The 24,329-nt window shown below is 39.9% G+C and carries 17 protein-coding genes and 1 pseudogene; 9 read left to right on the top strand and 9 right to left on the bottom strand.

Features of this window, described 5'->3' with window-relative positions:
• Nucleotides 1-18 precede the first annotated feature (18 nt).
• The 4 genes from dptG to L1D37_RS10205 are packed head-to-tail and all read left to right on the top strand — an operon-like array spanning nucleotide 19 to nucleotide 8,368.
• Nucleotides 19-1,218, top strand: a complete 1,200-nt coding sequence (gene dptG / locus L1D37_RS10190; protein WP_239847840.1) for a DNA phosphorothioation-dependent restriction protein DptG — start codon at nucleotides 19-21, stop codon at nucleotides 1,216-1,218.
• Nucleotides 1,199-6,232, top strand: a complete 5,034-nt coding sequence (gene dptH / locus L1D37_RS10195; protein WP_239847841.1) for a DNA phosphorothioation-dependent restriction protein DptH — start codon at nucleotides 1,199-1,201, stop codon at nucleotides 6,230-6,232. Before dptG ends, dptH begins: the two co-directional genes overlap by 20 nt.
• Nucleotides 6,233-6,241: 9 nt before the next feature.
• The gene (locus tag L1D37_RS10200) at nucleotides 6,242-7,885 is read left to right on the top strand and encodes an ATP-binding protein (protein ID WP_239847842.1); all 1,644 of its coding nucleotides are present in this window, start codon (nucleotides 6,242-6,244) and stop codon (nucleotides 7,883-7,885) included.
• Between the two features lie 3 nt (nucleotides 7,886-7,888).
• A complete protein-coding gene (locus tag L1D37_RS10205) occupies nucleotides 7,889-8,368 on the top strand; it encodes a hypothetical protein (protein WP_239847843.1) in 480 nt (159 codons plus the stop codon).
• Between the two features lie 6 nt (nucleotides 8,369-8,374).
• Here the strand turns inward: L1D37_RS10205 and dndE are convergent, their stop codons facing one another.
• The 4 genes from dndE to dndB are packed head-to-tail and all read right to left on the bottom strand — an operon-like array spanning nucleotide 8,375 to nucleotide 13,428.
• Entirely contained in the window at nucleotides 8,375-8,725 is a 351-nt protein-coding gene (dndE, locus tag L1D37_RS10210) for a DNA sulfur modification protein DndE (RefSeq protein WP_239847844.1), read from the bottom strand.
• Complete coding sequence (dndD, locus tag L1D37_RS10215) at nucleotides 8,725-10,689, bottom strand: DNA sulfur modification protein DndD (RefSeq protein WP_239847845.1); 1,965 nt, start codon at nucleotides 10,687-10,689, stop codon at nucleotides 8,725-8,727. The genes dndE and dndD overlap by 1 nt, the downstream gene beginning before the upstream one ends.
• Nucleotides 10,689-12,347, bottom strand: coding sequence for a DNA phosphorothioation system sulfurtransferase DndC (gene dndC, locus L1D37_RS10220; protein WP_239847846.1), 1,659 nt, complete (start codon nucleotides 12,345-12,347; stop codon nucleotides 10,689-10,691). Before dndC ends, dndD begins: the two co-directional genes overlap by 1 nt.
• Nucleotides 12,340-13,428 carry a DNA sulfur modification protein DndB gene (dndB, locus tag L1D37_RS10225; protein ID WP_239847847.1) on the bottom strand — a complete coding sequence of 363 codons (1,089 nt, stop codon included), beginning with the start codon at nucleotides 13,426-13,428 and terminating at the stop codon, nucleotides 12,340-12,342. The genes dndC and dndB overlap by 8 nt, the downstream gene beginning before the upstream one ends.
• A gap of 131 nt (nucleotides 13,429-13,559) precedes the next feature.
• Here dndB and dndA point away from each other — a divergent pair, with 131 nt between their 5' ends.
• Entirely contained in the window at nucleotides 13,560-14,687 is a 1,128-nt protein-coding gene (gene dndA / locus L1D37_RS10230; RefSeq protein WP_239847848.1) for a cysteine desulfurase DndA, read from the top strand.
• 17 nt (nucleotides 14,688-14,704) lie between these two features.
• Here dndA and L1D37_RS10235 read toward each other — a convergent pair whose 3' ends face one another.
• Both L1D37_RS10235 and L1D37_RS10240 read right to left on the bottom strand, forming a co-directional pair.
• The gene (locus L1D37_RS10235) at nucleotides 14,705-16,729 is read right to left on the bottom strand and encodes a DNA phosphorothioation-associated putative methyltransferase (RefSeq protein ID WP_239847849.1); all 2,025 of its coding nucleotides are present in this window, start codon (nucleotides 16,727-16,729) and stop codon (nucleotides 14,705-14,707) included.
• A 27-nt stretch (nucleotides 16,730-16,756) separates the two neighbouring features.
• A complete protein-coding gene (locus L1D37_RS10240) occupies nucleotides 16,757-17,284 on the bottom strand; it encodes a hypothetical protein (RefSeq protein WP_239847850.1) in 528 nt (175 codons plus the stop codon).
• A 187-nt stretch (nucleotides 17,285-17,471) separates the two neighbouring features.
• Between L1D37_RS10240 and L1D37_RS10245 the strand changes: the two genes are divergently transcribed.
• Complete coding sequence (locus tag L1D37_RS10245; RefSeq protein WP_239847921.1) at nucleotides 17,472-18,281, top strand: YeeE/YedE thiosulfate transporter family protein; 810 nt, start codon at nucleotides 17,472-17,474, stop codon at nucleotides 18,279-18,281.
• A gap of 470 nt (nucleotides 18,282-18,751) precedes the next feature.
• Nucleotides 18,752-19,345, top strand: a complete 594-nt coding sequence (locus L1D37_RS10250) for a type IV toxin-antitoxin system AbiEi family antitoxin domain-containing protein (protein WP_239847851.1) — start codon at nucleotides 18,752-18,754, stop codon at nucleotides 19,343-19,345.
• Between the two features lie 569 nt (nucleotides 19,346-19,914).
• On the opposite strand, the pseudogene L1D37_RS10255 reads toward L1D37_RS10250, so the two are convergent.
• Nucleotides 19,915-20,354: pseudogene (locus L1D37_RS10255) on the bottom strand (transposase).
• A gap of 262 nt (nucleotides 20,355-20,616) precedes the next feature.
• Here L1D37_RS10255 and L1D37_RS10260 point away from each other — a divergent pair.
• Entirely contained in the window at nucleotides 20,617-21,879 is a 1,263-nt protein-coding gene (locus tag L1D37_RS10260) for a hypothetical protein (protein WP_239847852.1), read from the top strand.
• A gap of 102 nt (nucleotides 21,880-21,981) precedes the next feature.
• Here the strand turns inward: L1D37_RS10260 and L1D37_RS10265 are convergent, their stop codons facing one another.
• On the bottom strand, nucleotides 21,982-22,278 hold the full coding sequence (locus L1D37_RS10265) for a hypothetical protein (RefSeq protein ID WP_017632542.1): 297 nt from the start codon (nucleotides 22,276-22,278) through the stop codon (nucleotides 21,982-21,984).
• A 229-nt stretch (nucleotides 22,279-22,507) separates the two neighbouring features.
• Here L1D37_RS10265 and L1D37_RS10270 point away from each other — a divergent pair, with 229 nt between their 5' ends.
• Nucleotides 22,508-22,699, top strand: a complete 192-nt coding sequence (locus L1D37_RS10270) for a helix-turn-helix transcriptional regulator (protein ID WP_239834802.1) — start codon at nucleotides 22,508-22,510, stop codon at nucleotides 22,697-22,699.
• A 21-nt stretch (nucleotides 22,700-22,720) separates the two neighbouring features.
• On the opposite strand, the gene L1D37_RS10275 is transcribed toward L1D37_RS10270, so the two are convergent.
• Nucleotides 22,721-24,013 carry a site-specific integrase gene (locus tag L1D37_RS10275; RefSeq protein WP_239847853.1) on the bottom strand — a complete coding sequence of 431 codons (1,293 nt, stop codon included), beginning with the start codon at nucleotides 24,011-24,013 and terminating at the stop codon, nucleotides 22,721-22,723.
• Nucleotides 24,014-24,329: the final 316 nt, after the last annotated feature.

Raw genomic sequence — 24,329 nt, forward strand, 5'->3', positions numbered from 1 at the left:
TCAGTATTAGGGTACTTCGTGCACTTGTTATATAACAAATCTCTTTTTACAAAAAACATAGATGACTTTAAAGGTTTGTGTGAAAAAAGCTTTTCTAAAAATTTGGAAAGTGACGATGCTGGTCTTTGGAATATTATAGATAAAATGTATTTCCATAATGATGAGTTATTTAAAATATCACCAGAGCTGCTTATCTTTAAAGCGACTAAAGAAGAGCTTGATGCTAATAGTCGAAAGCTTGGTGATATGTACGCAGGGATACTAAATGGCTTTACAGTAGAGAGCTCTTCGGTAGCTAATCTTAATTTCCTTGAACGTGAAATTAAAAATGAATTCGATAAATTTCACGTGTCAGGTAAAAAAGAGGCGCCTAAAGTAGCGCAAACCTATCTACCTTTTATTTCAGAATATTTTAAGAGAGATTTACAGTTTCTAAATACAAAACCTGACTATCTTCTCAATAACTTTAACGAAGTTATACGACTGTATGGATTTCTATATATTTCTCAGATGGCACTCAACATTAAGACTTGGGCGCATGGTGCGCCTACAAGCAAACCGTGTTTTTTCATCGTAGATAACGAAAGGGCAAGTGAAGAACGATCTCAAGTAAAAAACTATGGCTACGACCAATTACATGACTATATGGAGTATTTGTATCCATACCTGTTCATGAATGAAACATTACAAGAAAAGAATAATGTGAAGCCCCTGTGGAAGCTTTTTGAAGAGATTAAAGATATTGATATTGATGGATTAAATCAATTTGGTGAAGAGTTTATTGCCGATCGTACGGAAAGAAAGTGGTACAACACTGAGTTGAATTGGCAGCATAGTGAAGATAAAAAACTCATTTTGAATCAGCTTCTTGAAGCCTCTCACGCACAGTTTGATAGAAAGAAAGGACGATTAGCTACATATAGTAGTACTGCTGTTAAAGGTACTTTACGGAATATTCTCGATCCCTTTATCCAAAACAGGAGGAGAGGGGGAAACGTGCTCGCATTCAACCAAGATTATATTGTCCTCCTTACGAATTTGGTCATCGGCGAAAGAGAAAAACTTCGCTTTCATGAGGTGATCAAAGAGTTTGAAGCTAGAGGGGTTTACTTCGACAAACAGAGTCAACAAAACCTCGTTGATTTTTATGAGCGCATGGGCAACGTAGAGAGAATGAGCGATAGTGGAGATGCAGTATATGTCAGACCAACAGTTTAATAAGTTTCTAGTCTCCCACTTTAGCCAATGGGCTAAAGCTGAATTAAAGGTTGGTTTCCGCTACCAGTTTACCTGCCCAGATAATGAAAAAGGCCTAGGGCTATATAATGCATTCTTAGATATTGCTGATAGTAGTATTGAAGTAAAAGGAATTGAATTAAAGACTATCAATTATGGAAATGTTGAGCTCATTCCAGTGTACGAAGGAGAAAGCTTTACTGAGAATTATATCGCTCATTTACGTGATGAAGTATCCGCGATGGAAGGAGCCGCCAAAGGTACGGCATTACTGATCATTCATAACTCTATGCTAGATACTCTTCGAAATTCTACTGAAGATGTTGCTCAAACTGGTTTCGTATGGCACCCAGAAAATATTAGGGACTTGCTACATGAAGAAATTGATCAAGATGATGAGAAAGCAAAAATTTCTGAGTGTTTACTTAATTATCATTTTGATGAAATTCAAGATGATGACGCAACGATGTTTGGCTTTGAAAAGCTTTATGGTGCAATCGCTGACGGAGACCTCCAGTTTCAAGAGCTAGGACTACTCAAAGATGAACAGCTTTCAGAGGAAGGCTGGGAAGGCGATCAAATAGTTGAACGCCTTAAGGAAAATAAAACTCTCAGTGACAAGATAGAGTTTATTACTCACCACTTTGCTAATGAGTTACACGACAAACTTGCATCGTTAGACTTTAGTGAGAAATTTATAAAAGAACACTTTCCCGATGAGAACATTGAGCAGTATAAGGAAAACCTAGACCTTGGTGAATGTTTTGCTGAACAAGACAGAAACCGAACTAATTTATTGGAATTAGAAAGTGTCACAGCCCATCATACTGAGTTCTTAAACAAGTCTAAATCAGACAAAGGAGCAGGTGCCAGAGAAAGGCACGTAGTGTTGTTATTAGAGCCAGAACAAGATGAATTCGAGTTAGATCTTTGCTTCTTAAATCAAAAGTTAAGAGACAGCTTTTGTAAAATCCAACATAACGCTAAACAGCCACCTGTAGATATCTCTATTAAGAACCTGGGTGGTGTTCGTAGCAGAGCTTTACTAACAGGCTCATTTAACGGACAACCTAGGTATTTTACCTTTCAAGTTAAAACAGACAAGCCAAAGGAAACACATAGATTTCGTGTCTTAGTCATTAGGAAAGGTGAATTCTATGTGGATGCCTTTAGGCATACTTATCTCATTGATCCATTGAATAAATGGATAACACTTCAGACTGATGAGCAAAGCCTCAAAATAAGCGATCTGTCAGAACAAAGTGTTTTGGCGGAGAACGATCAAGTATTTGAAGCTACAGCTGTGGGATTAGTTGATTTCAAAACCTTTGCTAGAGACTCTGATGACATTAGCTTTTATGTGGAAAGTGAAGGAAATCAGTTAAAATTTAATGTTGAAGGTGAAGTGGCAACTGATTCTTTATCATTACCATTAATGCTAGATCAGAGCCGTTTTAAAGATCTTTTCGATGACGCTTATTTTGGTAGGTATAACCGATCCAAAGAGAAAGTGCTTATCGATGAGAAAGAAGTTGCTCCTAAGGGAAAGCGTCTATCATTACTACAACAAGAAGCTAAGCTACTTGATAATAGAGTTATGGCATCAAGTGAGAAGGGTGGAGATCTTCATTTATGTGATTTGAATGAAAACTTCCTTGAGCTTTCTAGCGCCTATGAAGCTCTATTTGACTCTTTAAGTCGAGAAAAAACACTACTTAGCTTAGCAAGTTGGGGAACTAACCTTACTAAATTGGTAGATCGAATAGTGGTTGCCTATCAAAGTGAGATAGACCAAATACCGTATCATGCCCCTCTAAATGCTAAGCATAAGCAGCTAATGCATATAGGGTTTGTTGATATAGATGGTGAGACTTTAATCACACCGTTTCATCCACTGGTATTAGCCTATAATGCGAACTTAGCGGCGGAGTTAAAAAAAGATAAGTCTGGAGCAAAGAGCTTCGTAAAATTACCACCAGTTACGATTCAAAGGCTAACGGCGCAGGGGCTACTTCCATTTGTTTATGACCCAGTTAATGACTTTGCTTATAACCATGCAATTAAAGAAAACGTATTTTGGTCAAAGCTAGTTCCCCAGAGAGACAGTAGTTATGACTATGTGCGTAGCTTAGTTAAGGACAAGGTTAGTAAGTTTTCGGTCGCGTTTAAACATCTGTTTGTTGCGGGCAGTAAGACGACATTGATCATTAATTCTGTCAATAACAGTGAAAACAAAGAAATTTTCTTAGGCTTGATCGACTTTATCAAACTTAAAAAAGACAAAGTTACTAAAATTCACGTTAACTTATACGATAAATCAGAAATTTATAGTTGGTTTGATAAGTTTGCTGATGCAGCAAGTTATGACAAATTAAAAGACTTATGTGAGCTCAATAAAGGCTCTGCTAAAGGACAAGCAGATAGCATTATCGACCTGCTTAGAACGCGCTTAACATATAGCAAATATAAGCATGAAGATGGCAAAAAAGAGCAATCCTACGCTCATATGAGCTTTTTCAAAAATAACGAACGTGTCCAAGCTACCGATGTTGATGTTTTGAAACAAACAACCGGCGTGGTCAGTAACGGACTTATGCCGGGTGAAGCTGCTACCAATAAGAACGGCAGTTATTACACTTCGTTTGGTTTGCAGGGTGTTGATTTAGACAGTGCTCCTCAGCTAAAAATGGCTGCTAAATATGGTGGATTAGTTAAACCAGCGAGACGTCAACATGAAGAGTATGGAGACGCCAAATCGCAAGCGTTAGTAGTGACAGAAAGCTTCAAAGTACTATTAGAGCGAGCGTACGAAAACTCTATCTGGACGACGATCATTGATCCTAAAGTGACACTGGAGTTTTTTGAAAGCCAGAAGAATATGGTTCTGATCCACTACTCGGACAACTACACGAATTCAGTCAATTACGACGCGATAACAGTAACTAAGCAAACTGACCTATATCATAAAGTACTAGAAAATGATGAAGGCGGTATTATTGAAGAATTCAACGCCTTTAATGGAGAGTGGCTTCTTAATTTAGTTACGGCATCAGATAATGAACGGAAAGAGAAGCGTGGAATCATATGTGCGTACAAGTATATTAATTGCTTGGTTGCCAATTCGAATATTATTTGGGTTCCTCTTTCTATAGCAGAGATAGTTCGTGTTGCTGGCAACCTTGGTCTAAACATGACTGATAGCGATTTGTCTCGCCATACTCAAGGATTTAAGAAGGGCATAATCTCGGACGATATATTGTTTGTCGGCTTTAAAGATCAACAAATGATCTTATTGCCTGTAGAGGTGAAAACAGGCAAGAGGCAAACACATAGCAAAGGTGTAGAACAAGCACAGGAGCTTAAGCGCTACTTTGAGGCACTGCTCGGCCAGCAAAATCTAGCAGGAAACCTTTACCGTGGCTTATTTATGCGTCAGGTTATGATGCAAATCGATAAATACAAACTCTATAATGTTTACGAGAAGGGCTATTTTGACGTTATTGAAGATAACAATGCTTATTGGTTACAGGGCGACTACCAATTAGCTGAGCTGGTGGATTATCCAGCAGGTTTCTTGTTCGTAAACGTTGAAGATAGCAACTTTAGTAAAGCTTCATTTATGAAGGTGCATGACATACTAAAAGTTGAGTTACCTGCCGGCAATCTGGGGCACTGGGTTCGAACACCAATGCGAACGCTATTCTCAGAGCTAACGCCAGCCAAGCTTCACCATATTGATAGCCGGTATATCTTAGAAAGTGATTGCGAGATCCGAACTTTAATCTCTGAAGACTTACCCAACAAACAAGATGACAACCTAGAAGAGCATGATTATAAGGATTCTAAGTTGAAGAATCAGTCCGGTACTGAAGGCGTGGAGTCTCTTGATAAAGAAGAGCCGCCAAAAGTTGAGGTTGTAGAATCGGCTAGAAAGACAATGTCGACTGAAGAACTGGAATTAATATACCAGCAAATTATTGATTGCTATTACAGCCACAAAATTACTCTGCTTAAACCAGACAATGTGGAGCCATTTATAGAAGGCCCAGCGTCGATACTATTTAGAGTCGGTTTAAATTTAGGTGATAAGCCAGAGAATGTTTTTGCTAAGTCTCAATCGTTGAAATTGGCGTTGAAGTTAGGGCAAGAGCAGGATATTGGTTTCGACATTGATAGAGGTTGTATCACAATTGATGTTCCAAAGAGCCAAGAGCAGCGTTACTTTGTTGATCAGAATGATATTTGGCCGAACTGGAAAAGACCCGAAAGTGCTCTAGAAGTACCACTTGGTGAAGACCGCTTTGGTGAAGTCATTAAGCTTAATTTCTCATCATCGAACTGCCCTCACTTATTGATTGGTGGTACTACGGGTAGTGGTAAATCAGAAGCTTTGAATACGATCTTGTACGGAATGGTTGAACATTACAGTCCTGATGAGCTCAACTTAATGCTGATTGATCCTAAGGGAACAGAGCTTAATGATTTTGAACGATACCCACATTTGATTGGTCGTATCGGTTTTGATGATGAAGATGCGTTAGAACTGCTCAAGCAAGCTGTCGAAGAGATGCAGTCAAGATATAAGAAGTTTAAAGCTCAGAGTGTTCGCTCGTTACCTGATTACAATGCCAAGGTAAGTGAAGAAGAGAGAATTCCTTGGTGGGTGTTGGTTCTTGACGAATATGCAGACCTCACGTCGGATAAAGACATGAAGAAAGATATCGAAGCTGAATTGAAACGTTTGGCACAAAAAGCTCGTGCAGCGGGTATTCATTTAATTATCGCGACACAGAAGCCGAGTGGTGATGTAATCAGTACTAACTTACGTTCGAACCTTCCTGCACAGTTAGCTTTACGTGTAAAAAATGGTACGGAAAGCCGGGTGATTTTGGATGAGCAAGGGGCAGAAGTGCTTAACGGGAAAGGTGATGCTTACCTTAAGTCAGAAGGTAAGTTAGTCAGAATTCAGTGTGCAAGAATTACAAGTATAAAATAGGAGTTTTGGATGGGCTTTGAAGAGCGTGATATTAATGCAGCTAGATTGTGTGTAGGGTTGGCAAATATAGGCTATAAGTCTTACGCTGCTATTGAGGATATAATTGACAACTCCGTTGCTGCAGGAGCAAGTAATATAAAAGTTGTCATAGATGTTCATGATAATAAGACTCAAACCGAAAAAGGAAGTATTTCTAGAGTTCGAGTTATAGACGATGGTAACGGTATGGATAACGATGTTATCCGAAAGGCTCTAGATATTGGTTCAGATGTGAGTTACTCAAAAAATAGTCTATCTAAATATGGCTTAGGTTTAAAGAGTGCGGGTCTATCCTTAGGTGATAGAATCCAAGTTTACAGTATTAAAGATGGCAGTTATTCCGATTGTCTTACTCTTGATTTAGATACGATTAAAAATAATGAAAAGTATGGGGTTCTTGTATCTACAGTAACAAATAATCAAAAAGAATTATTTCTAAATAGTATTAGTGGGACAGTTATAGATATTTCTGAGGTTAGTAATTACGATACTGTCAATACACTTAAGAAAAGATTGTTAGACCGGCTAGGCGTTATCTACTTTGAATATCTAAATAAATTTGGAGCCAAAGGGCTGGCTATTACCCTAAGTATTAAGGGTAAAGAGCATGAAGTTACGCCAAACGATATCATGCATAATGATTCTAGTGCTAATAGGTTTGTTGAATCCGATTATGATTGTAAAACTCCTTGTAAGTTATTATCAGATGATGAGCTATCGTTACCTAATGCCCCGGCTGATGTGTCACCAATTCGGATTAACCTGACAGTTTTTCCCCAGCAAGCTATGAGTTCTTACCCTGGTTTTTCAAAGGAAGAGCGGGAAAAAATTAAAAGCTACGGTGTGTCTTTACCAAATTCAGGTTTTTTTATATACCGTAATAACAGACTAATTCGTTGGGGAGACAACTTAGGTATTGTAGATAGAGACCTAAGAACCTTGAGAGGAAGGATTGATATTACTACGGAGCATGATGAGCTATTAAATGTCGATGTTTCAAAACAGAATTTAGAGTTGCCCGATGAATTCTTAGATGCCTTGAGTCTTAAGTGTCGTATACCGAAAGAAGATGCAAACAAAGCTTTTAAACTATGTAGTGCAAAAATTGAAAACTCAGAAACGAATGAAGGTCAATCTGCTAGTGAAAGCGTTATTGATATAGAAGAAGAAGACCCTAATACTTATACAGAAGAGGATGACCCAACTGAAACAACCAGAAGAAGAAATGAGTTAATTAAAAGTAATGGTATCGATAACTCAGATGATGGCAGTGGTACTAACGAAGTAAGTATCAAGAAGATAGCATATAAAGATTATTTATCTGTTCCCAATTTATGGGAGTTTAGGGTTGATCCAGATTATGGTACTGTAGTTCAGATTAATAAGTCACACCCTTTTTATCAACTTGTCCTAAAAAGCTTGAATTCAGTTGACCCGAAACGTCAAGCTATAGAGTGCTTTATTTACTGCTTAGCTGTCGGTGAAGTAAAAACGAAGCAGAATCTAAAGTCGGTTGATTACGAAGATACGAAACGTGTTATGGAACGTTACAATCAAGTAGTTTCTTGGAATTTGCAAAATTGGACAGCTCATAACCAGGACCTATTTGATTAAGGTATGAGTGGTTCAGGAATTGTAAGAGGGGGATACTTTACCCCCCATATTTACTTCATTTTTTCTTATGATGTGATTTATATTGGAGAGACTCAACACATCCCGGTGCGAAGGTGGAGTAGTCATTTAGACAAGTCAGGTAGTTTCTCAAAGAAATTGCAGAAACATGTAGACGGTGCTTGCTATAAACAATATTTAGGTGACCTATCATTTTATAGCGTGTCATGTTTAGAGTTACTTAGTGTTATGCAGAAAGATTACTGTGGCTATAGGATACCAACTCAAGCTCTTGAGCATAAAATACATGAGTTAGTGCAATCTAAGTCAACGTTTGGAGCTAATATTAAAGTAATATCTGAAACAAAAAAAACAGCCCCGAGAAACTTTTTCCATTGGGATGAAATCGAAGGTATAGCTCATTCTTGTATAAATCGTGTTCTATCCCTTCGAAATACTCCTGATGTATATGTTTATCAGCTTTAAGGTATGTCAGATCAAGGGCGAAGTTGAAGAAAAGTAACTGATGCCTCTATTAAGATGCAATTTTACAAACTCACCAAAGTGCACGCCTTCTAGGTGTGCACTTTGTTTTTGATAAGCTTCTCTCAATACTGCAAGGTACACATCAGCATACTCCCCTGCAAACACTTTCCATGTCATTTCCACGTTACTGTCAGCTGGTATCTCCTCAAAAGGTGGGACTGAGTCTTCTGCTAGAGACATGCATAGAGCCCAGCGACAAAGCACGTTCCAGTTTTCTATTCCAGTCTTTGATTTCAGTCGAATTAGTTGTTGTTTTTGTTTTTCAGAAAGCTTAATCGTATCAATGGTATGTAGCATTAAAAGTACCCTTCTGAAATAGTCGAGGTTGTTGCTTGTTCGTTGTAACTAATATGGTATTCACGGTGGACAGAAGGTTTTAGTTTGCTGTAATAATCACCCATGATCTCTTCATCAGTCGATAGAAGTAATACTTGATTTGCTGCATACGGGAAATAACTTTCAATCAGGCGCGTACGGTGCTGACCATCTAATCGACCCAGTGGGGTATCGATTACCGTTGGAAGTTCTTTACCTGATGCTTCGGAAAGCCCCCATAAAATCGCTATCGCTAATAGCTGACGTTCACCTGCAGATAAACGGCTAGGGGATAGTGCTTGATTGCTTGCTGAAAGTAGGGTTAAAGAGAAGCTCTCTGGGCAAATAGATATACCACTAATTAACTGCTCTTTACGAGTAAGTGCAATGAATTTCTCGGTGATTTTTTCTTGTAATAGCTCAATGTTTTCTTTTACTAAGCTCTTTGCAAAACCTTGCATTGTATCTTTCAGCTTACCAATATGCTCAACAACTTGGATAGAACGCTTTTGCTCGAAGGTATCTTTATTTTGCAATGTTAGTAGGTTGGTATAACGTTGGTTCAGTACATTGCTTTTAGCCTGAGCTTGTTCTAACTCACTAGACTTCACACTAATAAGAGTGAGGGTATTTTTAAACTCGGTTTCATAGTAAGCAAGCTCACTGAGAACATGCTTTACGGTCTCATAATCTGGGATTGACTCTTCTTTTTTCTCAAAAAGGGCCTTTTTTTCAAGTAAGATCTCACGCTGTTTAACTAATGTTTCGCGCTCAGATTGGTCCAGAGAAACTTTTTCGCTTAACCCATCAAAAATGTTGCTCGGCAACCCTACGTAATGAGGTGTGCTTGCTAGTTCATTACGCTCGTTAGCCATAGTCGACATTGTCGACTCAAGGGCGATACGAGCCTTTTTCGGTAGATCATGAGCATCTAAAGCACTCAATAGCGTGGCTTCATAACTTTGAATAGCATTGCTCAAAGCATTTGCTTCAGCTGCTTGCTCTTCAAGCTTTGCTTGTTTTTGGGTTTGGGAAAGTAGTGGCTGAATTAACCCTAATGGTCCAATGCCTGAATCTAGCTTAACTCGTTGCTGTTGATTGTCTTTTAATTGCTGAGCAATGGCTCCTAATTCAAAGCGAATGTGGTCACGCTCCTCAATCAAATGAGCTCCTGACTCACGGACCTTTTTTCTAGCCTTGTTGATTTCAACATTAGCTTGGCCTTGTCTGCTTTTGAGTTTGGCCATTTCTACACTTAACGCTTCGATAATCTCATTGTTACTTTCGATCTCTGCTTCACAGGCTTCAACTTTTTGTATAACGCCTGTATCTAAGTTATCAGATTTTCTCTTACGCTCAATGTTGCTTAAATCGAGGTGCAATTGGCTAAGTAGGTCGAGGCCAAGTAAGTTTTCAATACCCGTTTTAATTAGTTCATTGCTTCGTTCTGGGTGAGCCAGGTTTTCAATCTTTTCACCATCAAAAAAGAATAAATCTGAAAGAGACATTGGAATGAACTCATTTACAAATTCATCCCAGTAGTCACTAAGGTATAAATCGGGCTCTCCATTACATGAGACACTGACTTTGTCTTTGGTATTTTCTAGCTGCTTCGCTGTTTTCCACTCTCGACGAACAGTAAAATTTTGCTCTTGGGTATCGGTAGTGTGTGAGAAAGTTAACTCCAACATAACAGAGTCATTTTTGTCGACATAACGATTCAATGTACTCGATAGATAAGTACCGTAGGCTAGGGTGCCGCGGTTCGAGCATTTAGCATGTTTGCCATATAGTACGAGCTGCAGCGCATCTAAGAAGGTTGTTTTCCCACCACCGTTTAAGCCGCCGAACAAGATCACTGGTTGGTCTTTTGTTACTGATAGATCGACAGTATGCAGACCTTTATAGATGCCAAAGTTTTTTAAAGTGAGAGACTTTAGGATCATTAGTCTATCTCCACTATTTCTGTTTCGAGTGGAAGTGAGCTATAGCCCTGTTCTTTTATACACTTAGTGATCATATGAATCTTATCTTTAATTTTTTCTTGTTCTTCAGGTAAAAGGCTTTGATCGTTCGTCAACTGAATATGCAGACGGTGTCTTTCACGTTCGAGAGCAAACTCTTTTGCTTCAAACATACTATTGAATGCGCCTTTATCTAATACGTCGTTAAGTTCTTCACCTAATTTGGCTCGACGTAACTGGCTACGAAATTTATTAGCAACACTCATCGTTGCACGAATCTGCTGATAAAGTAGACCTTCTTTGTCACCATGCTGCTCACAGTAAGTTTGTAGTTTCCTTAGTGAATCACTATTTAAAATTGGGTGATGAGCTCGACGTTTACCTTCATACGGCTGTTTAATCACTCGCTCGTATATTTTCGGTAAGTTGTCTTCAATTTCATGTTTGTCTTCAAGCCAAATTTTTCTTATTGCTTCGAGATCTTCAAGTGTTAAGAGTTCTAAGTCTTTTACTTCTGGTGGACCCATGTGCTGAACAGCAACTTGCGCTTCGAGTACCTTTTTAAGCATATGTTCTCTGAATTGTTGAACATATGGACCATGCACGACGTCTGCGCCATGTTTGGAAACGTGGACAGTTAAAGTACCGTTCATTCTGCGAAAATCGCGATTATTCCTATCTCGGCGAAGCTTCTCTAATTTCTTTTCACGCACAGAGTCATTAATTTCAAGCTCATTACGAAGTGACACAAGAGGGTACATCCACTCCTTCTCTTCATCGTTTGCTATCATAGCGTTCATCGATTTGTCTTCAGTGACCATGGTGCAGACATAGCAACCAAATCTACTGTCACCACAACTCTGTGTCGATTTATCAACAACCAATGGACATTCTCCACCAGCAGTAGCGCCTTGATACATGCCCATTAAGTCGTGATTTGGGAAGTTCCAAGGATTTTTGACGCTGTTTAGGTAAACCCAAACGTCGTCGTTGCTCCATTCTCCAATTGGTGTATATACCCAGACTCGGTCAAGAGAGCCATTTTCCGTTAGTCCCAACGCTTTTCGAGTATTGGTTGTAGAGCTTTCAAATTTTTCCATATTCGCGGCACGAGCTGTACTTTCCGCTTTACGTGTTCCTAGAACAAGGATGGCCTCGCCATTTGTATTAGCTAGATTTTGAATAAAGGTATTTGATGGCGATATTTTTAATCGGTCAGTACACCAGCGAAACTTCATTCGAGGAGCAGGGTACCCTTTACCTATTAAATTGACCCAGAAGCGGTCTTTGACTTCAGGAGTTAATCTATGTGGGATAATAGGTAAACCTTGATCGCTAGCTGCTTCTGTCATTTTTTCTAGAGACTTGCCAACCCATAAAGCAACGATTGGATTTTCAACTAAGGTATCGGTGCTGATTACATGTACCTTTTTATTCGCTTTGCCTTCATCAGCGAGCTCTTTTAATGCATACCAAACAAGTTGGAGAATAGCTGTTGAGTCTTTGCCACCACTGTAGCCTAAAACCCAAGGAATACTGTCACTTAGGTACAGTGTTTTAATATGCTCAATGCTTGTCGTTAGGCTTTCTTTTAGGCCACCTGAAAACGCAGAATGCGACTGTAATGCACTATCAGTCATGTTTAGCCCCTTTAAATAATTGTTCTACACTTTGCTCTTTCTCTGTGAGCGAAACGTTTAGTTGTTCTTTGATTTTTATGTAAGTGAGCTCTGCAGCTTTGCGATTATTAGTCATCGAGTCATTATTTACACAGCGGCCTTTCCAGTCGTTGTTTCTTCTAGACCAGTTTATTGCGCTTAAACCTTTGAGAGTTTTTTTCCAGTTTGAGTCGTTTGATAGTAAATAAGAGCCGAGCATTCCTAATGCATGCAGTGTAACGGCGTGGGCATGAATTGCCTCGTCGCGCAGCTCTCCTCCAGATGCCTTATCGTCACAAACTAATTGCCATGCTGGCATATTATTTAGTACTTCGTGCCAATACTCAGAGGCAATAGGGATAAGTGATTCGTAGTTTCTTTGTGTGATGCTACCTAATAGGTACTTACTTGCTTTGTTGAGAGCGCTATGACTGACCAGCTTCTTGGATCTCGAGCCCAAATTGCTTTTTTCCATATGAACTAGTTTAGTTAATCGTTCACTGCGAAAAACCACTGTTTTAGATAGAATTGCATCAGGCTTATCATCATATGTAATGCTTAAAGAGCTGTCGGTTTTTACAGGATAAAGGTTCAGGTCTTTAAAGATGCGTTGTCGTTCTTCTAGTGATTTATTTGTAAAGAAAACAACAGAGATAGTTTCATCAGCTAAAGATGGGTCCGCTTTGATAGCTTCAAGAATTGCAGCATTACGATGTTGACCATCAGTTATGTACAACTCGGCATCTTCATCTATGAGTAACGTTCCAATCTTTTGTTCATGCTTGTTATCGCCAATTGGGACAAACTCACTAGATCCGCAGATACATGCAGTTAGAGCTGAGAATACGTAATTATCACGATTATCGAGAATATAATTGGCGATATCAGGAATACGCTCTTCGTTTATAATTCGTTGTGCTCTTTGATCAACCGGCAATTGTCCCTCATCAAAAGTAAAAATCTTGTTTAGTCTTTTGAGGGGGCACATAACGATGTAGTATTCTGTTTTGGCTTGGGTTCCTCTAATCGCTGGGAAAGAAGAACCTGATATGATCTGACTCATTAGTGTGCTTAATGTTGAGATAGTCTTATAGTTCGTGGTTTTTTTTCTTTGTTCGTACGAACAAGGTGTAAATACTACAGTATAGTAGCTTTGTTGTCTTGTGGTAATTGAAGAGTTTATTTGGAGTTTTAATGACGGCTTATCTGGATATGAATGCAACCTCACCAGTACTGAAAGAAGTGGCAGATCTGGTGTATGAGTTTTTGGTAGAAGACTATGGCAATGCAGGTAGTCGAACTCATGAGTTTGGTGCTAAAGCCAAAGTCGCTGTAAATAAGGCAAGAAAGCAAGTAGCGAATATTGTTGATGCTGACTCAAGTGAAGTGATTTTTACAAGCGGGGCTACCGAAAGCAATAATATTGCATTGTTGGGCCTTAAGTGCTTTGGAGAAATAGAAAATAAACGGCACATAATCACAACCAGAATCGAGCATAAGGCAGTATTAGAACCCATTGAGTATTTAGCTAACGAAGGCTTTGATGTTACTTATTTGGAAGTGGGTGAGAACGGTGTTTTAGATCCTAACGAATTGGCGTCAGTGCTGCGAGAGGACACGTTACTAGTGTCCATTATGCATGTGAACAACGAAACTGGAAGTGTTCAACCAATCGATGAAATATGTAATGTTTTGAGTTGCAGTGGTGCTTATCTGCATGTAGACGCAGCCCAAAGTTATGGAAAGCTAAGTGAGCCTTTAAAAAACACGCGTATAGATTTAATCAGTGCAAGTGGGCATAAGCTTTACGCTCCTAAAGGTATCGGTGCGTTGGTAATGCGCAGGCGTGGCTTTATTAAGCCACCCTTACAGCCCATTATGTTCGGTGGCGGGCAAGAAAAGAGTTTACGTCCTGGGACACTAGCCGTCCCTTTGATCGCTGGCTTTGGACTCGCTTGTGAAATAGCAAGTAAAAATACCGGCAAGTGGCAATCACAAGCTTTGCTATTAAAAGAATCACTAGTTGCCGAACTCGATAAAGTAGGTGCTCAATACAATGGAGATAACTCATCTCCATTCGTGCTTAATTTCTCTGTGCCAGGGGTTAACTCAGAGTCCTTGATGGTCGCACTTAAAGGTATCGCTGCTGTATCCAATGGCTCAGCATGTACTTCTAGTAGCTATACCCCCTCTCATGTATTAACTGCTATGGGGCTAAGTGAAGATAGAATTAATGGCGCAATACGAATTTCATGGAGTGGAATGCTGGAAAAGCTACCTGTAATGGAAATAATGGCAAAAATCGAACAAGTGAGAATATGAATAAGGAACTATTGAGGTTACGACTTTTCAGTTGTAAGCGTAAACCCCTTAATCCTTTTCTGATTTTTGTTAAGTAATGTGTTTAAGTCCGATCTTGGTACAAGGTGCTCGAGATTGAAATCACAACCCATGAGCTTCGCCAATCGCTTGTCGAAGCTCTGTTGTTTCTTGTAGTTCTCATGTTCGGTTGGGATGTAAAGGTGCTTATTCAACAGTGGTGGCCTGCGATCTTCATTAACATAATCGAAGAAGTCGATGTCTTGCTCGGCCATCTTGATTTTTATGCGCTCGACTAAGAAAGGAACCGATTTTTCAAAGTCGTCATAAGCGGTTAGGGTGAGCTTACCGGATGTGATATGAATTTTGATAAGGTCTATCTCTTCATCTAGCTCACCATACATTTGTAGCCCCGCGCCTACGTAGACTCGCAGCAGTAAAGGCAAATCATCAATATAGTCTCGGTGTAGAATCAATGAATGTTCTTCATTGAGAAGGCTGGCTGGTAACTGGGTATGTGCTTTTTCACACTGTTGCTGGATTAAGTCGGTGTCGGCAATCGCAAACAGCAGCTCGGCAGCTAAGTTTATGGCAGTCTTATAGTGATCAAGCAAGGCTTTAATATCACGCTTTAGTGGCTCTGGCTGCTGAGTGTAAGGCTTTCTTTTCTCAAACAGCCCCATCGCAAAGTACAGTAAAAGATCTTCCTTTCTACTCTTTTCCGCTTGCTCAAACTCTTGGGTATCGAACATCTCTTGCAGCAAGTTGAACACTTTTTTGTGTGAGCCGACTAGCTCCCGGATTTTGTCGGATTGTTCAAATTCGTCGTTGGCAGGAATACGGCCTAGTTCTAAGCAGGTATTCCAAAAGCTGTCGAACAAATCTTGATGTTGAGTGATAAGTAGCTTGGCTTTATCTTTTGCTTCGATAGGCTCTGGCGAAGTCAGTTGCTGCCATTTGTGATGTCGCTTGTACTTACTCTGTAGGTATTGTTGCTCTTCAAGTTTGTCTTTGAATATATAGAAAATACCAGGCGCGACGGTAATGGCGTCTTCTTGAAGACTTCTTTCTATGTATGCTTTTATCTCAGATTGCGCATAGTACTTTTGAAAGGTATTACGAGAGGTGATCACCCCATCTTTATAGGGTTTGAACTGCGCAATGTACTTCTCGTTCGCCAGCATCACAGACACCACCAGGAATTTGTCGGCTAACTCCCAAGCTCCTAATAAAGCCTCTAACCGTTCATCTTGATCTTCAATAACGTTAAGTACAAAGCCTAAGTTAACGATGCTGGAATTAACTTTGTCGTTACCCGGTTGAAAGTTTGGGTCCCAACCAAGTACATCTAAACCATGCGTCTCAAGCTCTCGTAAATCGTCGCCTCGGCCGCAACCGTAGTCGAAAATAGAGTAGGAGCCTTCCAAGTAACCATGCTTTACCAAGGTTTTCATCGGTGCAGACAACTCATGTCTTACTAGCGCGGTTTTGTGCCTGTCTATGCCTGCGTCTTCTACTTGCGAGATTGCAGAGCTACGAAACAGGCGGCCATCGACAAGCTCGTAACCATGGCGTGCAATCAAGTTCTCCCAAGAGCGCTTAAATCCGATCAAGCGACTGTTCTCGTACAGCCCCGCATTTTCCCCCTCTTGTGTTAGAGAGGTGAAGTGATCGAAGTATTCGCTGTCGGGCAGAATCATGGTCTCTTTACGGTGCAAAATCGGAGGATTATCAGAGCCTTCGTAGCTCATAACTTTATGGCTGAGTTTAGAGAGGTCGACGTTTAAGCTCTGTTTTAAAGCTGGGTAGGAATCGGTGTAAAAGTCAGGGTAATGAAGTAGGGATAAGCGGAACTCTTTCTTGAATAGCTTAACTAGGTTCCAGTTGTCATCTTCTAAGCTAACGGCTTTTGCGACGGCAGGAATGAATTGAGTGAGAACGTTCGGAAGGGCATTGAGGGCGTCTCTATGAAGGTAAACGGCATCCGGCAATTGTTTCCCCACTTTGATTTGTGCCACCAACTCAGCAAACAGTTCTTCGTTCATTCCTTGTCCTCTCAGATGTTTTTTCGATTATAAGTCATCGAATAAGGTCTGTGTGGCGTTGCCTTTTGCACTTTTCGTATTTACGCGAAGCCCATCACTTCGTGCTTGCCGAATCAGTGCATATCGGCTGTTTTCCGGCCCGATGCTGATGTGGATCGGTTTGTTCTTTCCATAAAAGTAGAGGCGGTCGAACGCTAGGTGAGTGCAAATGTATTTCGCGACTTCATCCATTCGGTTTTCATAGCCTTCAACATAAAAATCGCAGGCCGCGCCATCGCGTTTGCAGATACGCTTGCCTTTGCTGTTGAGTTCCATGGAAGCGTGTTGGTCAATGTCTGGAGCCATGTCACCTGGGCTATTCTTCAATATCCAACGAAGCAAAGAGTGGCTGGTGTAGCCGTAGGTCACCGTTACTTCTCCAAACTCTCGTTCGATGGGCCGGATAACCTGAACCATTAAGCGCTGTAATTCGGCATTAGAAAGCTCATTAGTTACGTTGCTACCCAAATAGCCGGGGTGCTTGTCTTTATGCCAGTTAACCAGTATGTGGATCATATTCTTACCTAGAAGTTTTACGCTCTTACTATATTTAACGAACGACAACAGCAAAATCAATGCAATCTGGAGGCTATGTATGTTGTTTATTCTCGCTTTGCTCTGCATTTTCTTACTAGGGTATCTCGCTCAAACCACAGGTCTTTGTATGGTAAGAGGAGTAAAAGAGGCGACGAAAGGAGCACCAATGTTCATCGTTGCGATTGTTTTTAGTGGATCGCTGGCTTGGGTATCAATGGGGTTAGGTTCAGTGGTTGAGGGGCGCCAGTTGTCCATAGCTTTTTGGCCGAGTTTGTTCTCACTGCTTGGTGGCTTTCTATTTGGTATTGGCGCGGCAATCAACAGTGGTTGTGGGGTTTCTACAGTGAGCAGGTTAGCTCGCGGCGAAGTGGTTATGTTGGCTACTGTATTCGGTTGGTTTGTTGCTTGGTTGGTGTTTGCTCCAGTTTTGCCTTCGGAGTTGAAAGGCTCTAGGTTGGTACTGTCCGACTTTTCCAGGTACATATTCCTTGGAAGTATCTCGCTCACAATTGTGGTGAGTTGTTACTTTATGAACTCGGTCAATCGTAAGCTGTGGTTTTCAATGCTGGGTATTGGGTTGATGGCCGGCTTCGTATTCTTGTATGAACCGCATTGGACGCCAAGTGGTTTGCTGAAATCTATGGGTACTTCAATTTGGCATGGGAAGACAGAAGACTGGCCGAGTAGTGAGCGTTTTATATTGATGACCTCACTATTGGTTGGAATGATCAGTGCTGCACTATTTACAGGATCTTTTTCATTGAGGTTTAGCCCGATACGTCGGTTTGGTAAACATTTAATTGCTGGTGTACTGATGGGGTTTGGGGCCGTGATGGCAGGAGGAGGGAATGACACTCAACTTCTTGTTGCCATGCCGGTGCTTTCTCTAGCGGGTGTTTTTTCTGTGTTGAGTATCATTGTTGGTATTTATCTTGGGACTCTTGTGTTGCCGAGTCTGCATACAAAGCCAAACTAATCCCTATTTATCGATTTTGAATAGCTACAACATACACAATTATTACTGCAGTGGTGCCAACACATTAATCCATATCCAAAATTTAGTTATACTTAACCGAAGCGGCTTAATATGTGTGCTGTGAATGTGGTGGCTGGCTTTGTTATATATTTCGGGAATTACACTCTGTTTGTGTATTGAAAGCTTGAATGTTAATAATCGGCGCAGTGCGCCGATTGGATATGTTGGCTTGTCACTGTGCAGTAGAATTCAGCAGTACGCATACTCCAGTAAACGATGTGGCATATATGATCATAGGTGTGGAAGCGATGGTGTGCCCCCTCGCTATATAAACTGCGGCGGTCATATTTAGCCTGATATGCTTTGAAACGATTTCGGTAACATCTCTAATATGTTCTGCTCTATTGCAGGAATGGTGATACGTTTTGTTGTACAATATGTGTAATGTTATACAAAACGTATCATTTAAAATGAATCCCTCACAACGAGATAAACTTAAAAAGTTATCTATATTTACTACCTCAGATGCCGCGAAATTCAACATCACTCGTGCAGCGCTTTCTCGCGCCGTGGAAAAAGGTCATATAGAAAAACTTCAGAGAGGGCTTTATGGATACGTAGGGCGAGAAGAGTCAGAAATGCAATCTTTTGCGGAGGTTAGTGCTAGAGCGAAAAATAGCGTTATTTGCCTTCTGTCTGCTCTCAGATACCACGACCTCACCACCCAAGCGCCATTTCAGGTGTGGATCAGCATTAATAAAAACGATAGAGCGCCCAGCATTGACTACCCAAACATACGAATTGTTCGCACCAGAGACATGGCGAATTTTGGAGTTGTCTCAAGACAAGTTGATGGTATTCCTATTTTGGTGACTGATGTTGAGCGGACTATTGTTGATTGTTTTAAGTTCCGTAATAAAATCGGGATTGACGTTGCGATTGAAGCATTTGTGGAAGCAAAACGAGCTAATAAGCTCAATCACGATAAGCTCTGGGAATATGCCAAGTATTACCGAATGACTAATATCATGATGCCCTACCTTGAAGCGCTGAGTTGGAATTAATAAGCTCTTTTTTGCTTTTGAACGCTGATATTGAAAATTCCCATTATTTTTCACGCCTTTTTACACTCTTTTTTCACCAAGATATTGTCCTCTTTTCCTGTGAGTAGGCGGTACATCTGCGCCAATAGGCAGTATTAGTGCGCCAATAGGCAGTGCTAGTGCGCCAATAGGCAGTACTAGTGCGCCAATAGGCAGTACTAGTGCGCCAATAGGCAGTATTAGTGCGCCAATAGGCAGTACTAGTGCGCCAATAGGCAGTACTAGTGCGCCAATAGGCAGTACTAGTGCGCCAATAGGCAGTATTAGTGCGCCAATAGGCAGTGCTAGTGCGCCAATAGGCAGTACTAGTGCGCCAATAGGCAGTATTAGTGCGCTAATAGGCAGTGCTAGTGCGCCAATAAGCAGTATTAGTGCGCCAATAGGCAGTGCTAGTGCGCCAATAGGCAGTGCTAGTGCGCCAATAGGCAGTATTAGTGCGCCAATAGGTATTGCAACTGTGCCTTTCTTAGTCTTTCATTTACTAGATTTTCACTGCAGAATGCGCTAGGCGGTGGGGCTTGTAAGGGCGTTTAGTCTTCAGGCATAACTAACTCCGTATGCTTGTTCAACGCTTTTATCATCGAGTAAGTCTCCCCCACCTGTGCATTGTAATCTCTTAAGTTCAATCACCCTCCTAACAACTGTTTAACTCGATTCATCTCGACTTCTGACAGCGAGCGTCTATGGTGTCCATTCCGCTCTTTCTAATACTTATTTGAGCCGTATAACTTCTGGCAACCCAAGGCATGATTTTGATGGGGACCGCGCTTTCAGCGGCATAGAAAACTCGCTTCACCCTGAGCGTTATCGTGATAGCTAAATCTCTTAACCGACGAGACCTCCTACGCTTATGCTGTTTTCTTTGTGCTCACCCATTTATCGCAGCGTCATCAAGCCAAAAGGTCAGAGAACCACGGTTAATTATTGGGTGTATTTGCTTCCTGGTTGTTTTGTAATGAGGTTTAGGTATTGGGCTAAGAGAGGGAGTGGACGGAACTAATCAGATCGTAGGTTCTGGATTTAGTTCCATTGAATTACGCAACAAAGCCGCTACGCTATCAAAAATTAGCTCCAATTAATTTAAAATAAATTAGAACTACCATGAAACATATTGAAATATCGTGGTTTAATATGGTTCGATGTTTTTTATTTTCCTTGTTTAATGTGATTTGTTCAGTGTTTACACCATGTGAAATTATTTGTTAATGTAAATAAAAAAAATAGGTTTCATTATGAGTAATTATGTATCTAGTCAGATGAAGGGATTTAAAAAAACTCAATTTCTTGGTCTTAGAAAACATCATGTAAGAACTATTGTAGATGACAAGAACGTCTATCCGGAGTTGAGTTGTGGAAATGTTTATATTCAAGAGGTTGTTTCATTCGCAAATTGTGAGAAGAGAATGAAAAAATTGAAGGAAGCTGCAGGTAAGCGTACTTGCAATATTAAATTCTCTAAAAATTCAAACGCCTTCGTTGATAATGTTGTTGTTCTTTCGCGAGACCAAGTTATGGTTGTAAAGTCAAAGTATCCATTCAATTGGAAAGATAAAATTATAGATTGCTGTAAGAAATTGGCAAACTTTATTCATAAGAACTTTGGGCTGTTTCCAATGGCGATTGATCTTCATGTTGATGAGGGCCATTTTAAATCCGAAGAGTTCATTGAAAATTTTCACGTGCATATGACCTTCTTTAATTTCGATTTCGAAAAGTTGATTCATCCTTTTCGCCTAATGGGAAAAGGCAATATGAAGAAGCTTCAAGATCTTACAGGTAGGGCATTTATTCAATTAGGGTTTGTCCGTGGTAAATCGAAGGAGTTAACAAGTGCTGTACATAAGGATAAAGCAGAGTATTTAGAGGCTCTTGTTGAACGAATTAAGGCGGCCTTAGAATCTCTTAATGCTTCTTATAGCCAAGTAGAAAAAGAGTTAAGTGTTAAACTGATTAAGCTTTCAGGCATTGAGTCAAAAATAATAGACCAAGAGTCCAATTTTAGAAAAGAAGAATGTAGGTCAGTTTCACTAAAAAAAGAATTAATAAAAACCACTTCTGAAATTAATAGACTTCGCTTAGTTAAGAAGCAGGAAGAAATTAATTATAATGATAGTAAGCATGAATTAATGGTCGCTAAAGAAGATATTGTTAAGTTAAATAACCACCTAAAGAAAATAAAACGTGATATAAATAAAACTGTATTAAATAATAAATCAGAGAATGWAATTCTTTATTATAAAAGGTTAGAAAGAGCCAGATTGGAAAATGAATTAACTGTGATTGAAGGTAAACTGCTAGATCTGAGAAAGGAATATGATGAAGTAATTAGATCTAGTAATCCGACAGAGAGAGCTTTGCGGATTAAGTTAGATTTTGAATATAAGAAAAATCTAGAGTTGACCAAGAAGTTGGATGCTTATGAAGGAAATAAAAATAATAGTTTGGAGGGTGGTAATAATAAGGAATACACGGGAAATTATCGTCCCGTAAATTAATGACTGTTTAGTATAAAAAACAGATTTCGATCATGAGAGAGTAATTATTATTGTTTCTAAATGGGGATAAATCCACCAGCAATGCTGGTGGATGTAAACAAACTAGTGCAGATAGGTTTGTTTTTCTGAAGATGATATTTGCCTTATAATCCAACTTGCATCATGGACCTGAGCTCCTTGTCGACACTTAAGTAGTACTTCTATTGCTCTCTGAGATAAATGATTTACATAACCTTCAGTTAGGTGGCAATTTATATGGAAATCATGTTCCCATATTTTATCTTGTATTGAAGGCTGGTAGCTTCTTACTTCATCGCTGGTTAAGTGATGGAATTCCTCAAAAGCTGCAATCTCTAAGCATATTCCTGCAGTTTGGATCTCTATAGGGGTGATGTTCATTTTCAACTCCATATTCTTCGAAACTTTCGTGGGGTCTTCCCCCAGATGAGACCAGAGTCACAGCGAACTAGAGTTGTACAAATTACACTCTTCAGTCATACATATTGGTCTTTAGGAGCATACTTTTAATCTCCTATAGATTAATATTAGTACATAATTACGTCTTTGCAACTTATTATGACTTATAGGAGGTTATATTTTGCTTTTAAAAAGCGTAGTAAAGTGCCATTTGTCTAGGATTATGGGCGAAAAGCGGTTAAAGATTTCAATTGTTTCGAGGGATACTGGGATTAATCGAGGTACCATCACACGTTTGTATTACGATGAAGCGGAGAGGGTAGAGCTAGATGTCATTGGTAAGTTGTGTTTGTATCTGGATGTTCAAATTGACGAACTTTTTGAAGTTGAGCGTCTTGAATAGGCCATAGTTTCAATGCGTGATCTACGAAATGTCCCCAAACTTTGAGCGCTCAATTAATCGTTCATTGAGAACTTCTTCCCATAGTTCTAGTCCGTATCTTTTCTCGTCCAAGTACTCATACCTATCATAGTGTTTGCCTGAGACATCACTGATAGCATGTCCCTGAATTCTATCACGGACTTCTTTACTGATTTTGAATTGACCGCCAAGCGTTTTAAATGTTCGTCTAAAGTCTCTCGCAATAAAGTTTTCAATTTCTGTATTCCGTTTGTAGGACAGCACTGCTTGAGCAAGAGTGTTGCTTGGCATTGGCTCAGTTGGCTTGGTCTTTTTATGGAACACAAATGGACTATTAAATTCGTTATCTTTGAGGCAATCCTTGAGGATCTCCACTGCAGTATGAGTGAGAGGTACTACGTGTGCGTGGTTGGTTTTGAAAATTTCAGCGCGAATCGTGAGTGTTTTATCGCGGAAGTTAATATCGCTCCATTTAGTATTGGCGATCTCATAGGGGCGCTGGCCTCCTAAATAGAAACAAAGCTTGATAAAGCGTCGCGTTGATGTTGCTAACTTAAGGTCGTGGTAGCGATAGCTCATGTCATGGATGAGTTGTATTAATTCATCAATGTTTAAGAAACGGTCTCCTGCCTTTTCGGCGTATGTTTGCTTAGGAATGGCTGAAATAGGGTTGTATTTCAACCCAAACTTCACTTTAGAGTTATTACTTGCTGGGTCATTATCGTTTTTAAGTCCAAACTCAAAGGCGGCATGTAAGTAAGAACGAAGCTTATTACTTTTTGGAGCGTAACCTTCTTGGATAGGGATACTGAGTGCCTGCATAAAATCACTTGGTTCGAAGCTTTTTGCTTTGCGTGTTTTATCAAGGTAAGGGTAGATGTTGCAGATGATTTTTAGTTTATCTTCTTCGTAATTTCTTTTGCCGCGCTTACATTTGTCTAATGTATAGAGGTCTATAAGCTGCTCAAACGAACCAGCCTTAAGTGACTCTTGTTCGAGATATTCTTGCTCTGCTTCTTTTTCCTGAAGATATTCTAACGGGTCTATACCTTGAGACAGTAATTCGCTGTACGACTCAGCGATTTTCCTTGCCTTTGCCAGCGTAACTCCTGGTAAGCGGCCTATCGGAATCAAAATTGCTTTTGAACTTTGGTAGTAACGAAACTTAAAAGATTTTGAACCGGCAGGCGTTACTTGAACACCTAATCGTCCTTTTCCGCGCTCGCCTGTTTTATCCCAAGCGTAGAATGAACTTTTTTTAGGCGTTAGGCTGTTAATTTGTGTAACAGTTAGCATAAGTTTTTCTCCAAGCTTCGTTGATTAAAAATAGCACTTGCCTAGATCCGTGGTCAAGTATATGGTCAAGTAACGAGTGATTTCTTTGAAACTTAGTGAAACGTAATAAAACTTATATTTATGTTTTTGATATTATAAATTTTTGATTTTTATCGTTTTATCGTTTTATTTTGATTCTTTGTGTTTCATGTTGATTTCGACATCCCATCTCTTCTAAGGATGTGGTCGAAGGTTCGAATCCTTCAGGGCGTGCCATTATTTAAAGAAACCCGATAACTCTCCGAGTTGTCGGGTTTTTTGCCTTTCAGGGCGATTT

Source organism: Vibrio sp. Isolate33 (assembly GCF_022397895.1).
In the GTDB taxonomy this organism is placed as follows: Bacteria; Pseudomonadota; Gammaproteobacteria; order Enterobacterales; family Vibrionaceae; genus Vibrio; species Vibrio pomeroyi.